The organism is Phenylobacterium sp., assembly GCF_031181185.1.
In the GTDB taxonomy this organism is placed as follows: domain Bacteria; phylum Pseudomonadota; class Alphaproteobacteria; order Caulobacterales; family Caulobacteraceae; genus Phenylobacterium.
This window is the reverse complement of the sequence record NZ_JAPSKZ010000107.1, coordinates 1-12,502: the sequence shown is the minus strand read 5'-3', so window position 1 is coordinate 12,502 and position 12,502 is coordinate 1. Positions and strand designations below refer to the sequence as shown.

15 protein-coding genes and 1 pseudogene are annotated in these 12,502 nt (G+C 69.6%); 4 read left to right on the top strand and 12 right to left on the bottom strand.

Annotated features, from left to right (window positions below; all coding sequences use genetic code 11):
- Positions 1 to 62: 62 nt before the first annotated feature.
- The 3 genes from RIF93_RS13565 to RIF93_RS13555 form a co-directional block, all read right to left on the bottom strand.
- Entirely contained in the window at positions 63 to 575 is a 513-nt protein-coding gene (locus RIF93_RS13565) for a hypothetical protein (protein ID WP_309091984.1), read from the bottom strand.
- Positions 576 to 629: 54 nt separating this feature from the next.
- A complete protein-coding gene (locus RIF93_RS13560) occupies positions 630 to 866 on the bottom strand; it encodes a hypothetical protein (RefSeq protein ID WP_309091983.1) in 237 nt (78 codons plus the stop codon).
- A gap of 89 nt (positions 867 to 955) precedes the next feature.
- Positions 956 to 1,276: a hypothetical protein gene (locus RIF93_RS13555; RefSeq protein ID WP_309091982.1), complete on the bottom strand. Its 321-nt coding sequence runs from the start codon at positions 1,274 to 1,276 to the stop codon at positions 956 to 958.
- Between the two features lie 107 nt (positions 1,277 to 1,383).
- Between RIF93_RS13555 and ligD the strand changes: the two genes are divergently transcribed.
- Positions 1,384 to 2,328 carry a non-homologous end-joining DNA ligase gene (ligD, locus tag RIF93_RS13550; protein WP_309091981.1) on the top strand — a complete coding sequence of 315 codons (945 nt, stop codon included), beginning with the start codon at positions 1,384 to 1,386 and terminating at the stop codon, positions 2,326 to 2,328.
- Positions 2,329 to 2,646: 318 nt separating this feature from the next.
- Here ligD and RIF93_RS13545 read toward each other — a convergent pair whose 3' ends face one another.
- Both RIF93_RS13545 and RIF93_RS13540 read right to left on the bottom strand, forming a co-directional pair.
- Complete coding sequence (locus tag RIF93_RS13545) at positions 2,647 to 3,258, bottom strand: alpha-ketoglutarate-dependent dioxygenase AlkB (RefSeq protein WP_309091980.1); 612 nt, start codon at positions 3,256 to 3,258, stop codon at positions 2,647 to 2,649.
- Between the two features lies 1 nt (position 3,259).
- The gene (locus tag RIF93_RS13540) at positions 3,260 to 4,123 is read right to left on the bottom strand and encodes a hypothetical protein (RefSeq protein ID WP_309091979.1); all 864 of its coding nucleotides are present in this window, start codon (positions 4,121 to 4,123) and stop codon (positions 3,260 to 3,262) included.
- A gap of 119 nt (positions 4,124 to 4,242) precedes the next feature.
- On the opposite strand from RIF93_RS13540, the gene RIF93_RS13535 reads away from it, so the two are divergent.
- Both RIF93_RS13535 and RIF93_RS13530 read left to right on the top strand, forming a co-directional pair.
- Positions 4,243 to 7,047: an ATP-dependent DNA helicase gene (locus RIF93_RS13535; RefSeq protein ID WP_309091978.1), complete on the top strand. Its 2,805-nt coding sequence runs from the start codon at positions 4,243 to 4,245 to the stop codon at positions 7,045 to 7,047.
- Positions 7,048 to 7,127: 80 nt separating this feature from the next.
- Entirely contained in the window at positions 7,128 to 7,643 is a 516-nt protein-coding gene (locus RIF93_RS13530; RefSeq protein ID WP_309091977.1) for a hypothetical protein, read from the top strand.
- Here the strand turns inward: RIF93_RS13530 and RIF93_RS13525 are convergent.
- The 3 genes from RIF93_RS13525 to RIF93_RS13515 all read right to left on the bottom strand — a co-directional run bounded on the left by RIF93_RS13525 (position 7,640) and on the right by RIF93_RS13515 (position 8,696).
- Positions 7,640 to 8,080 carry an SRPBCC domain-containing protein gene (locus RIF93_RS13525; protein ID WP_309091976.1) on the bottom strand — a complete coding sequence of 147 codons (441 nt, stop codon included), beginning with the start codon at positions 8,078 to 8,080 and terminating at the stop codon, positions 7,640 to 7,642. The two genes, RIF93_RS13530 and RIF93_RS13525, sit on opposite strands and share 4 nt — an antisense overlap.
- On the bottom strand, positions 8,073 to 8,378 hold the full coding sequence (locus RIF93_RS13520) for a metalloregulator ArsR/SmtB family transcription factor (RefSeq protein ID WP_309091975.1): 306 nt from the start codon (positions 8,376 to 8,378) through the stop codon (positions 8,073 to 8,075). Before RIF93_RS13520 ends, RIF93_RS13525 begins: the two co-directional genes overlap by 8 nt.
- Positions 8,379 to 8,441: 63 nt before the next feature.
- Positions 8,442 to 8,696, bottom strand: a complete 255-nt coding sequence (locus tag RIF93_RS13515; RefSeq protein ID WP_309091974.1) for an EF-hand domain-containing protein — start codon at positions 8,694 to 8,696, stop codon at positions 8,442 to 8,444.
- A 99-nt stretch (positions 8,697 to 8,795) separates the two neighbouring features.
- Between RIF93_RS13515 and RIF93_RS13510 the strand changes: the two genes are divergently transcribed.
- Complete coding sequence (locus RIF93_RS13510) at positions 8,796 to 9,539, top strand: prephenate dehydrogenase/arogenate dehydrogenase family protein (RefSeq protein ID WP_309091973.1); 744 nt, start codon at positions 8,796 to 8,798, stop codon at positions 9,537 to 9,539.
- Here the strand turns inward: RIF93_RS13510 and hisC are convergent.
- The 4 genes and pseudogenes from hisC to RIF93_RS13490 all read right to left on the bottom strand — a co-directional run.
- Positions 9,536 to 10,666 (bottom strand): histidinol-phosphate transaminase, encoded by a 1,131-nt coding sequence (gene hisC, locus RIF93_RS13505; RefSeq protein ID WP_309091972.1) that lies wholly within the window; start codon positions 10,664 to 10,666, stop codon positions 9,536 to 9,538. The two genes, RIF93_RS13510 and hisC, sit on opposite strands and share 4 nt — an antisense overlap.
- 12 nt (positions 10,667 to 10,678) lie before the next feature.
- The gene (locus RIF93_RS13500; protein WP_309091971.1) at positions 10,679 to 11,494 is read right to left on the bottom strand and encodes a chorismate mutase; all 816 of its coding nucleotides are present in this window, start codon (positions 11,492 to 11,494) and stop codon (positions 10,679 to 10,681) included.
- A gap of 103 nt (positions 11,495 to 11,597) precedes the next feature.
- Positions 11,598 to 11,957 carry a hypothetical protein gene (locus tag RIF93_RS13495; protein WP_309091970.1) on the bottom strand — a complete coding sequence of 120 codons (360 nt, stop codon included), beginning with the start codon at positions 11,955 to 11,957 and terminating at the stop codon, positions 11,598 to 11,600.
- A gap of 56 nt (positions 11,958 to 12,013) precedes the next feature.
- Positions 12,014 to 12,502 (bottom strand): annotated as a pseudogene (locus RIF93_RS13490) (hypothetical protein); the annotation flags it as partial.

Genomic DNA, 12,502 nt, shown 5'->3' with positions numbered 1-12,502 from the left:
CTCCACCACCCGCTCTGCGGCGGGTGGTCCCCCTCCCCCGTGAACGGGGGAGGTAGGGGCGGTTACGTCGTGTCGTGGGGCGGTGGCTCGCCGGCCCGCTGGTGCGGGTAGGGCTCGGGCTTGAGGTCGAGGCGTTTGATGATGCGCTCGGCCTGCTGTTCGAGGGTGAGGGTCGCAAAGACCGGGTCGAGGTCTTCGTACTCGAGGGCGCGGTCGAACTCGGCTGAGAGCTCGTCGTCGTCCTCCCAGTCGGCCTCGCGCCAGGTGAGGGTCTCCACCCGGTGTCGGATGCGGTCGTCGCGCTCGCGGGCGCGGCGCTCGGCCTGGGCCTCGGCGATGCGCTCCTCGTCGCGGGCCAGCGCCCGGACGTCCTTCCGCAGCTTCACGCGCAGGGCATAGGTCAGGCGGATGGAGCGGGCGGAACGGTCGAGGGGCTCGGCCACGGCTGTCAGCGTCTCGACGTCGGCGGCGGCTTCGATCTGTTCGCGGTAGCGCTGGATCAGGATGAACTGGGTGTCGGCGACCGCAGCGAGCCGGGCGTCGATCTCCTCCATCATGTCCGTGTCGCTGACCATGAACAAAAGGAGAACATAGATCGACCCGGGAGTCAAGGAAAATGCGTCCGGCCCTTAGGGGACGATCCGCTGGCCGGTCTCGCGCTCTACCTGGCGGACGAACCGCCACTCGCTGCGCACGCGCTCGATCTCGAACCAGGCGACCCGGCCCTCGAATGCGGGCACCTCGTGCGGGCGGAAGAACTTCCACGGCCCGCGCCGCCGGCCCGGCCGGATGAAGAACGAGAGCGTCTCGTCGCCGTTGTGCGGCCCCGAGGTGAGGCGTTCGACCTTGTAGATGCTGGTGGGCATGTCCTGGCTCCTGACGAGCCAGAACAAACGCGGAACTTACGCCGGAGTCACGCCCTCCGGCTTGCGAATCCACAGTTCGATTCGGCCGCTTAGGGGCCGGTTGTCCAGGTCTTGTATTCCGGCGGCCGGTCGGAGGGTTCGGCCTCGTCGCGGCCCAGGCCCTTCAGCGAGCGCGCCGCCTGGCCCATGTCGCCGCCGCAGGTGTCGAGCACGCGGCAGATGTCCTCGTGCGTGACGCCGAACTCGTCGACGATGGCCTGGGCGTGGATGAAGGCGGTGTTGTTCTTCAGGTCGTGGCCCAGGCGGTCGCGGTATTCGGCGATGTCGATCTGCTGGACCAGGGCGCCCAGGGCTTCGGCGAGCTTCTGCTCGTGGCCGAGGCGGTCGTGCTCGGCGTGTTCGGCCTTCATGGGGAACTCCTTCCGGATAGGCCGACTCAGAGTCCGGCCGCTTTCCGGAGGTTCCGATCTTGCCCGCACGATCCCGAGAGAACCTACCGCCCAGCAAGCGGCAGTACGTGGCCCAGCCGATGCCACGCTTCGTGGAGTTCCAGCACGCCAAGCTGGTGGCCGAGCCGCCGACGGGCCAGGCCTGGCTGCACGAGATCAAGTTCGACGGCTATCGGATGCAGGTCCGCGTCGAGCGCGGCGAGGCGACGATCTTCACCCGCAACGGCCACGACTGGACCGACAAGCTGCCCGAGCTGGCCGAGGACGCCGCCGAGCTCTCGGCCGACTGCATCCTGGACGGCGAGCTGTGCTTCCTGGACGCGGCCGGCAAGCCGACGTTCTCGGGGCTGCGCCGCGCCATCGGCCAGGGCAAGACCGCGCCGCTGGTGTTCTTCGCCTTCGACATCCTGTGGCGCGGCGACACCGACCTTCGGACCTTCGCCCTGAAGGACCGCAAGGCGATCCTGGCCGAGGTGCTGGCCGACGCGCCGGGCGAGCGCATCCGCCTGGTCGAGCCCCTGCCGCAGTCGGGCCCGGCCCTGCTGGCGGCGGCCTGCCGGATGGACCTGGAGGGCATCGTCTCCAAGCGCCGAGATAGCCGCTATTCGGCCGGACGCGGCGAGACCTGGGTGAAGTCGAAGTGCCGGCTGGCCCAGGAGTTCGTGATCGGCGGCTGGACCCAGGAGCCCGGCCGCCACTTCAAGGGCGTGCTGGTGGGCGTCTATGAGGGCGGAAAGCTGCGCTACGTCGGCTCGCTGGAGCGCGGCTTCGCCGGCACGCCGGGGCTGCTGAAGCGATTGGAGCCGCTGGCGGCGGCCAAGAGCCCGTTCGCGCTGGAGAGCCCCCGCAAGACGCGGGAGGTGCATTGGGTCGAGCCGGTGCTGGTCGCCCAGGCCGAGTTCCAGGAGTGGACGGCGAGCGGGATGATCCGGCACGCGAGCTTTGTGGGATTGCGGGACGACAAGGACCCGCGGGAGGTGGTGCGGGAACGGGCCGGGGAGGCGCCGTTGTAGGGGGGCTACGATGCTCGTGTGAACCGCCGGCCGCGGGGGCAGTTTTGCTCAAAAGCAAGCTTACCTTCGGCCGCAAAAACTGAGCCGGGGCTTCCAGAAGGCCAGTGTTTCAAGCGGGATACATAGGGATTAGCAAGCTGTCCCAAGAACACGCGGAGTCGTCCGCCACAATTGCGGCAGGTTGTATATCGATCTAACGGGACCCCCCGCCAAGGCCGAAGATCATGCCCACCTGCCGCGAGCTCGCGTCCAAACTGCTGCCGCATCCGCAGATGTAGTCGCTCCATCCTCGACCTCACCCAAATATGCAGTTCCGGATCATTGCACTTTGATTTGCCTGAAGGTTAGATTGATCCGCGCGCCACATGGCCTGCTCTCCTTCGCGATGCCGTGCTTCCAGTTAAGCTGCGTTTCGCCTGCCATCATGAGAAGGCTGCCGGATGGAAGCAAAAACCTCCGGGTGAGGGGCGGGTCATGTCTCTTCGATTTGAACACAAGAGTTCTCCGCTCTCCTAAGCTCAGAGATGCGATGATCGGCCGAGAACCGAGCTCCGGCTCGTCATCACTATGCATCCCCATACTGTCTCGGTGATCCCGGTAGTAATTCAGCAAAACAGAGTTGAACTCCGCACCGCACAAGTCCTGGATGATAGCGCGGATCTCCAGAAGCCGCTGCGTCCAAGGTTCCGGCTTCAGTGAGATGCCAGAGTAGGAGTAGGCGCGACCCGGATCGCCAAACCAAGCAACGAGTCTAGGTTGGAGGTGGCGTTTTCCCCAGACAAGTACCTCCTCTTGGCGCCAGGCGGTGCCCTCGCGCAGTTCCTCGAACAGCGCTCGTGGTGAGGTCCCGAGTTCCACCGAAGGCGCATATCGAACGTCGGCATCAGGCATGTCGATCGGTTCGAGTTTGCTGGCGAACAGGTCGGGCATTCTACGCCTTTTCAAAGACTCGGAAGCTCAGTTGTGCCTGTAGCTTCGGATTTTGACCGAACTTCTTCCTGTAGGCAGATAGCTCCGACGCCTGTTCGGTGAAGCTAGGGGTGAAGCGGCGATTATTCTTCGACATGAGCGTCTTCAATCCCCCCTTCGAGGCGAGGGTGTCGATGTACTCGTTGAACAAATCCGCCCCGTTGTCGATGTACAAGAAGAGTGCACCTGGCTTCGCTTCCTCGAACAACTTCAGCCAGAACGCAGAGACATCACCCCCGCCATCTTGAGACATTACTTCGGACACGAAGTAGCTCATGGTGAAGAGATCCGCCTGCAAGAATTTCTTTTGGGACTGCCATGAATCGAAATTTGAGACGTCCAGTTTCTGGAAGATCGGGCTGAGGTTGACGTCACTTTCAAGTGACTCGTCAAACTCCGTCCACGCATCGGCCCATCCCTGCTCGCCGTCTAGCAGGTAGCAGATGAGCTTCTCGACCTTCTCGTGTTTACCCATGTCACTCAAGTATTTGAGGATCGCGATCACGTCGCTGCCAGGCCCTCCTCCGATGCAGGAAACCCTTGCTGTTGGGCCAGGTAGAACTGCTCCATGCTCGGCGCGGAAATACTTCAACACCTGGACGATGTAGTCGCCGTGAGCGGCAACGTAGCGGAACACATACGCAAACCGCACCGCAGGATCGCCGTAGTCGATCGGCGGCCGCTTCGGATCAGAGAGGCCTTTGTAGGACTGGCTAAGATAGTCCAGTTGATCAATAATCTTCTGATCCGTTTCTGCGCCATATTCTTTCGCTGCATCCTTGTATAGTTCGTCTAGCGCAATCTTCACGAGCTCGAAGATGGTCATGGGCCCGCGCTTCCCCTGCTCTTGATAGTGGTGATCTGGCGGAGCTGTAGCACAGATTGTGCTGATTTCACCACCTAGTTCCCCTTCCGTTCGCCGGCGCGCTCACGTAACCTCCGCGGGTGACTCTCCCGCCCGCCGCCCTCGATCTCGCGCCTGCGCTCGTCGTCCTGCCCGGACCTCGGGCGGCGGTGGCGGACGCCTCGCGCACCCAGGCCCTGCGGGCGCCGGATGCGCGGGACCTGTTCGAGGGCGCGCCGGTGCTGCTGGCGCATGCGGCGATGACGGGGCGGCGACTGGGGCTGAACGCGCCGCCGCGCAGTTCGCGCATCTTCGACGCCCTGGAGCTGTTCGCCTTCGTGCGGCCGGCGAGGTTCTGCGCGCCGTCCGCCGCGGGGCTGGCGATCGCCGTGGGGCTGCCCGAGCCGCGCGGGGCGGAGGCGCAGGCGTCCGCCTTGCGCGAGGCGTGCCGGCTGCTGCTGGCCGAGCTGGCGCTGACGCCGGAGCCTTCCCGAGAGGAGGCGCTGGCGGTGGCCGAGACCCTGGCGCGGGCCGGCTGGCCGTGGGGCTCGGCGGTGATCGGGGCGCTGCGGTCGGCGCCGGCGGGCAACCAGTTCCGCAGCTCCGGGCTGGACGTCTGGTCGCGGCTGACCGAGTGGGAGGCCGAGGCGCCGCCCGGCGAGGCGGGCAGTAAGCCCATCGATCCCGCCGCGACGGCCGAGCGGCTGAAGACGCTGTTGTTGCGATCGGGCCTGGACGAGGCGCGGCCGGCGCAGGCGGAGCTGGCGACCGAGGCCTCTTACGTGTTCCAGCCGCGCGAGCGCGAGGGCGAGCCCCGGATGATGCTCGCCGAGGCCGGCACGGGGATCGGCAAGACGCTGGCCTATCTGGCGCCGGCCTCGCTGTGGGCCGAGGCGAACGGGCCGGCGGTGTGGGTCTCGACCTATACGCGGGCGCTGCAGCGGCAGATCGAGCGCGAAAGTCGGTCGATCTTCGAGGACGAGAAGACGCGGGCCAGGAAGGCCGTCGTGCGCAAGGGGCGCGAGAACTACCTGTGCCTGCTGAACTTCCAGGAGCAGGTGAACGCGGCCCAGCTGGGCGGCGGCGACCTGGTGGGCATGGCGCTGGCGGCGCGGTGGGCGAGGGCCAGCCGCGACGGGGACATGACCGGGGGCGACTTCCCCGCGTGGCTGCCGACGCTGTTCGCGGTGGCGCCGGCGGCGCAGGCGAGCGCCGCCAACCTGGTGGACCGCCGCGGCGAGTGCATCCACGCCGGCTGCCAACACTATCGCGCCTGTTTCGTCGAGAAGGCGATCCGGGGGAGCCGGCGGGCGGACATCGTCATCGCCAACCACGCCCTGGTGCTGACGCAAGCCGCGTTCGACGGGGCGCGGGCGGCCAGGGGCAGTAAGGCCGACGCCGAGACCACCCAGCTGAAGCGCATCGTCTTCGACGAGGGCCACCACCTGTTCGAGGCGGCGGATAGCGCGTTCTCGGCGGCGCTGTCGGGGGCCGAGGCCGCCGAGATGCGGCGCTGGATACGGGGGCCGGAGGGTCGCGGGCGGCGCGGGCGGGGCCTGGAAGCGCGGCTCTCCGACATCCTGGGCGACCGGGACGATGCGCGGGCCACGCTGCAGGACGCCATCCAGGCGGCCAGCGCCCTGCCGGGCGAGGGCTGGAGCGGGCGGATCGCGCCGCCGAACGGCGAGGTCAATCCGATCGGCCCGATCGAGGCCTTCCTGGTGGCGGTGCTGGAGCAGCTGCGGGCGCGGGCGCAGGGCTCGGAGATCGGCATGGAGTGCGCGGCCAGGCCGGCGCTGGACCTGGTGCGGGCCAATGCGCGCGAGGCGGCCGCGGCCCTGGGGCGGATCGAGGCGCCCCTGCTGGCGCTGGCGCGGTCCCTGGAGGACCTGCTGGACGAGGAGGCCGCGACCCTGGGCGGCTCGGAGCGGGCGCGGATCGAGGGGGCGCTGCGCGGGCTGGACCGGCGCGCGCGGATGACCCTGCCGGCCTGGCGCTCGATGCTGCGCGCCATCGACGAGGACGCCGAGGACGACCCGGACTTCGTCGACTGGTTCGACGCGACGTTCCTGTACGGCCGGGTGGTGGACGCCGCCTGCCGCCGGCACTGGGTGGATCCGACCGAGCCCCTGACCAACGCCGTGATCGCGCCGGCCCACGGGGTGCTGGTGACCAGCGCGACGCTGGCCGATCCGACGCTGGACGACCCGTTCGCCCTGGCCGAGATGCGCACGGGGGCGGCGAGGCTGCCCGACCGGCCGAAGACGCTGAAGCTCGCCTCGCCGTTCGACTACGCGGCCAACGCCCGGGCTCTGGTGGTGACGGACGTGAGCCGCGACGACGCCCGGCAGGTGGCCGCGGCCATGCGCGAGCTGTTCCTGGCCGCCGGCGGCGGGGGCTTGGGGCTGTTCACCGCCATTCGCCGGCTGAAGGCGGTGCACGAGAAGATCGCGGGGCCCTTGGCCGACAAGGGCCTGGCGCTCTACGCCCAGCACGTCGACCCGCTGGAGGTGGGCGCGCTGGTCGACATCTTCCGCGCCGAGCAGGACGCCTGCCTGCTGGGCACCGACGCGGTGCGGGATGGCGTGGACGTGCCGGGCCGCAGCTTGCGCCTGCTGGTGTTCGACCGGGTGCCGTGGCCAAGGCCCGACATCCTGCACAAGGCGAGGCGCGCCCGGTTCGGGAACAAGGGCTATGACGACGCCATCGCGCGGGGCCGCATCGCCCAGGCGTTCGGGCGGCTGATCCGGCGAGCCGACGACAAGGGCGTGTTCGTGATGCTGGACGCCGCCGCGCCCACGCGCCTGTTCTCGGGCCTGCCCGAAGGGGTCGAGCTGCAGCGGGTGACGCTGGTCGAGGCCATCGAGCAGGTGGCGGGGTTCCTGGGCGCTCCTGAAGCGTCTTAGTTCGGGATTTGTTCTTGGCGCCTCACCCGTTCCGCGGTTAAGCTTGGCCCGGACAACCACGGAGAGCGAGGATGCTGCGGATGTGCTTGGCGGTCGCGCTGTTGGCGACGGCTGCCCCGTTCTGGGCCGGCGCCCAAGCGGCCGAGGATGCGGCGGGGGCGGCGCCCGACGCGGTGCTGCACCCGGCGGGCGTCTGGTGGATGTATCCGGACAAGGGCATCTGCGTCGTCCAGGCGGAGCTGGAGGACGGACGGGTGCTTCAGCTGCTGCACCAGGACGGGTTTGCGGTGGCCGTCGGCGAGTCCGGCGACCGCAAGCTTCCGCGCGGCCGGCGCGGCGACATCATCACCGACCAAGGCAGCTTCCTCTTCACGCCGCTGTACGAGAATCCCGGCTACGTCATCTCCCAGTACATGTTCACCGACGCCCAGATGGGCCTCCTGCGCAGCACCCGCACGCTGCAGGTCCGCGTCGACGGCGAGGTGCTTGCCGACGCAGCCTTCGCCGAGGGGGATGGCTTTCCGGGCGTGATCGACGACGTGGCGGCCTGTGCGGCGGGCCGCCCGGGCTGGTGGACCAAGGCGGCGGCGCCCTAGCCCAGCTCGCGCGCGAGCGAACCCAGGATCATCGTCCAGCCGCCGCGGTTGGGCTCGGTCCACTCGGCCGGCACGTCGTCGTTGGTGAGCGTCAGCCGGCAGCCGTTCCCGTCGGGGGCGATCTCGACCGTCACGCGGGTGAAGCCGGGCTGGAACTGCGGCACGCCGAAGGTGAAGACCAGCCGGCGCGGGCGGTCGATCTCGAGGTATTCGCCGACGTGCTCGATGTCGCCGCCGTCGGGCAGGTACTCGTCGTTCGGCGGCCGGCGGTCGACGATGGTGTAGCGGCCGCCGACGCGGGGGTCGATGTCGCAGCGCACGACCTCGCCGGTCTCGGTCGTGAACAGGAAGCGCCGGGCCAGGTCGGGGTTCAGCCAGGCGTCGAACACCTTCTCCGGCGGGTGGGCGTAGCGGTGGGTGACGGTGACGCTAGGCATCGTTCAGCACCTTCTCCAGTTCGGTCAGCGTCCGGGTCCAGAGGCGGCGTTGCTGCTCGATCCACTGGGCGGCCTCGTCGAGGGGCCGGGGGTCGAGCGCCAGGAAGTGTTCGCGGCCTTCCACCCGGCGGCGCACGAGGCCGGCGCGCTCCAGCATGCGGATGTGCTTGGAGACCGAGTTCAGGCTGATCTCGAACGGACGGGCCACGTCGGTGACGCGCGCCTCGCCGGCAGCGAGCCTGGCCAGGATCGCGCGGCGCGTGGGGTCGGCCAGGGCCGTGAGGGTCTGATCCAACATATTCACCTCTAAGGGTGAATCTCTGCGCCGAAAAGAGGCGGCGTCAAGCGCCGCCTCCTGGAATCAGCCGCCTTGGCGCTGCTGCTGCATCGCCTTGAAGGTCGCCTCGAGCTCGGCGGCGGTGACCTTGCCGTCCTTGTCGGCGTCGACCAGGTCGAAGCGTTCGGCCGGGCGGCCGGCGGCGACCCACTCTTCCTTCGAGACCGAGCCGTCCTTGTTGGTGTCCCAGCGGGCGACGATGTCGGCCGGGGCGGGCATCTGGGCCTGGGCGGCGCCGGCGGCCAGGGCGAGGCCGGCGGCGAGAAGAGCGATGCGCATCGGGATCTCCATGTTCTGCGGCCGGCAGTTCGTCCCGTCCGTGTTGCACAGGTATTGCGCGATTGCGTCCGGTTTGCGGTCCCGGGTAATCGAGCCGTCATGAAGAGCTTGGGTCTCATCGGCTTCGGCCAGTTCGGCAAGCTGGCCGCGGGCGTGCTGAAGGCCCATTTCGACGTGCTGGTCGCCGACCCGGCGCCGAACGCGGCCGAGCAGGCCGAGGCCATGGGCGTGGGTTTCGGCGACATGGCCGAGGCGGCGAGCCGCGAGGTCGTCGTGGTGGCCGTGCCGGTGCCGGCCATGCGCCAGGTGTTCGCCGAGATGGCGCCGCACCTGAAGCCGGGGACGCTGGTGGCGGACGTGGGCTCGGTGAAGATGCTGCCGGCCAAGTGGATGACCGAGCTCCTGCCGCCGACGGTGGAGATCGTCGCCACCCACCCGCTGTTCGGGCCGCAGTCGGTGGCCCGCGATGGGCTGCCGGGCCTGAGGTTCGTGGTCTGCCCGGTGCGCGGCGACCGCTACGAGAAGGTGGCGGCGTTCGGACGCGAGCTGGGCCTGGCGGTGACGGTGACCAGCCCCGAGGAGCACGACGAGGAGATGGCCTATGTCCAGGCGCTGACGCACCTGATCGGGCGCAGCCTCGTGAACCTGGGCATCCCGGACGAGCGGCTGGCGACCCAGTCGTACCAGCACCTGCTGGAGCTGTGCGGCCTGATCGGGGCCGACACTTTCGAGCTGTTCACGGCGATCCAGACCCAGAACCCGTTCGCGCCGCAGGTGGTCCGCGCCTTCGTCGAGGAGGCGCGGGGTCTTCTGGACCGGGTCGAGGCGGAACGCCGCGACTAGGCGGCCATGAACTCGGCGAGCGCGTCGGCCAGGGCGCGGTTGTGCTCTTCGAGGCCGATGGTGATGCGGACGTGGTCGGGCAGGCCGTAGTTCCCGACGCCGCGGACCAGCAGGCCCTTGGAGGCCAGGAAGGCCTCGGCCTCCTTGGCGGTCTTGCCCGGGGTCTTCGGGAAGCCCACCAGCAGGAAGTTGGCCGCCGACGGCAGCACGACCTCGAGACCCATGCCGCCCAGCTGCTGGGCGAGCCAGGGGCGCCACTGCTCGACATGGGCGATGGAGCGGCGCTGGAAGTCTGCGTCGTGCAGGGCCGCGATGGCCGCGAGCTGGCCGGGGATCGAGATGTTGAACGGCAGCCGGATGCGGTCGACCGCGGCGGCGATCTCGCTCGGCGCGTAGCCCCAGCCGACGCGCAACGCCGCCAGGCCATGCAGCTTGGAGAAGGTGCGGGTGACCACGACGTTGGCCCGCGACCGCGCATAGTCCAGGCCGTCGGAGAACGTCGGGTCCGAGCAGAACTCGGAATAGGCGCCGTCGAGGACCAGAACGACCGAGGGCGGCAGGGCCTGGTGCAGGCGCACGATCTCGTCGAACGGGATCCAGGTGCCGGTGGGATTGGCCGGGTTGGCGATGAAGACGAGACGGGTGCGCTCGTCGACCACCTTCAGCACCTCGTCGACGTCGATGCGGTAGTCCGGCTCCTTGGCGCGGCGGACCTCGGCCTGGCAGGCGTAGGCGCCGATCGCGTAGGCGGCGAAGCCGTACTCGCCCTGGACGATGTTGTCCCCGGGCTCGAGGAAGACCTGGTTGAGGAGCTGGAACACCTCGTCCGAGCCCTGGCCGAAGATCAGCCGCTCGGGCTCGAGGCCGAACTCTTCGGCGACCGCCGTCCGCAGCAGGGTGGTGCGGCTGTCGGGGTACATGTGCAGCTGGTCCACGGCGCCGGCGTAGGCCTCGCGCGCCTTGGGGCTGGAGCCCAGGATGTTCTCGTTGGCGGAGAGCTTGATCGGATGCTCGACGCCCTCGGCCTTGGCTTTGCCGGGCACATAGGCGTGGATGTCCATGATGCCGGGCTTTGGCATCGGCCGGGCGGCGTTGAAGCGGTTCACGGGTTCGGAGGAGTCAGCCATTTCGGCCGCCTCTTACACGTCCAGCGGCCCCGGCGCAGCCCCGATCACGCCCGAGAGGCGGCCCGGCGCGCGGGCGAGGCGCTCGTCGTGGGCCTGATAGTAGCCGGCCAGCGCGAAGAGCTTGAGGCCGCCGCTCTCCACCAGCAGGTCGCCGGCGACGCCGTCGCGGCCCAGGGCGTCCTCGATGGCGGCCGCGGGACCGGGCGCGTCGGTGACCCAGAAGGTGACGTCGTTCCCGGTGGGCTCCACCTCGACCTCGGCGACGGCCAGGGCGCCCATCGGACCCCAGGCCGAAAGGCAGGGCAGGGCGGCGAACACCTTCAGCCTGGGCTCGGCCAGGAGGCGGCCCCACCAGGCGCTGTCGCGGGAGAGCGCCAGCACGGCCACGCCGCCGGTGACCTTGGCATCGGCGAGCGCGTCTTCGGCCTTGGCGACCTGGCGCAGCGGCGGGGCGGCGCCGAACCGCAGGCGGGCGAGCTCGGACGTGCGGCCCGGATCCTTGCCGCCCCAGACGGAAAGGCGGAAGGGGCCCTGCAGCGCCAGGCTCTCGGCCATCAGCTCGCGCCAGACGCGGACCACCAGGCTGGCGGTGGCGGCGCTGCGCGGGGAGGCCAGCAGCTTGCGGACGATCTGCGCCTCGCGGCCCGGGCGCAGGCCGAATTTGCCGGCGTCGCCGGCGGCGGCCTTGGCGGCGGCCACGGCGTGGGCGAGCTGAGCCCGCTCGTCCAGCAGGCGCAGGAGGTCGGCGTCGATGGCGTCGATGCGCGCGCGCACCGCGTCCAGCGACGGGGCGGCGGCTCCTGCGGTCGGCGCGGGCTTCGCGGCCATAATCTCCCCCGAAAACGAGGCTTGCCGGTTAGGGGATTGCGAGGCGGGGCGCAATAGGGCCGAGCGCCGCAATAAAGTTGCAGGTGTAACCTGCGTGGCGCCGTCACCAGCGGGTCTTCAGGCCGAACATGTAGCCCCGGCCGCCGCGGAGGTGGGGGGCGAGCCGGTCGCGATCGTCGCCTGCAGAGCCGCCCGGGCGCTTGTCCTTGCGAACATCCATGAAGATGGTCGTGGAGTCTGAGACGGCGTAGCTGACCGTAGCCGCCCGCCTGAGGCGCGGGGCCAGCTCGGGGGGCTTTGGGGCCCATGCCGCCGCCGGCTCGTCGAGACGCGAGCGGAGGGTGAGGGTCAGGGCCGCCGGCGCGTCCCCAGGCCGTGGGGCCGGCGCGGGGCCGGCGGCCTCGGCCCGGGTCCAGCCCACCGCCGCCATGCCGCAGGCCACGGCCACCCGACAGAGCCGCATTCGAATATCCCCCTTGCGCCCCGGCGGCATTCTGATCGCAGGGTGCGTCATGGCGTTCACGGCTCTGCGTCGGATCGATGAACCGGCGCCGCGGCGGCGAGAGTGATCGGCCAGGCCAGAGCAGCGGTCTGCGTGGCCAGCCGATAGCGGACAAGATAGCCGTCATGATCCGAGAGGCGCGGACCCTCGACCCCATCGAACGCCGTTGCGGTGGCCAGCGGCTGGACGCGCACCCGGGCGGTCGAGATGAAGGCCTGGAGATCCTGTGATCTGAGCCAGGGCTCCGGCCCGACCTCCACGGGGCGGCAGCCCCGGTCGGGCCGGCAGACCTCGCTGACCACGGTGTAGGGGCGGCTTGCCGCGCGATAGCCGTAGCGCGCCGGCGCGTTCTTGACGTTGAAGTCGCCGCCCAGGACCACCGCGGCGTCGTTGGGCCGGTGGCGATCGAGGAAGGCCCGCAGTTCGTCCTGCTGACGCAGATGGGCGCGGTGCGCCTGCTCCGGCGGCGCGCCGCTCCTGCGCCGCGCGTTCAGGTGGGTGTTGAC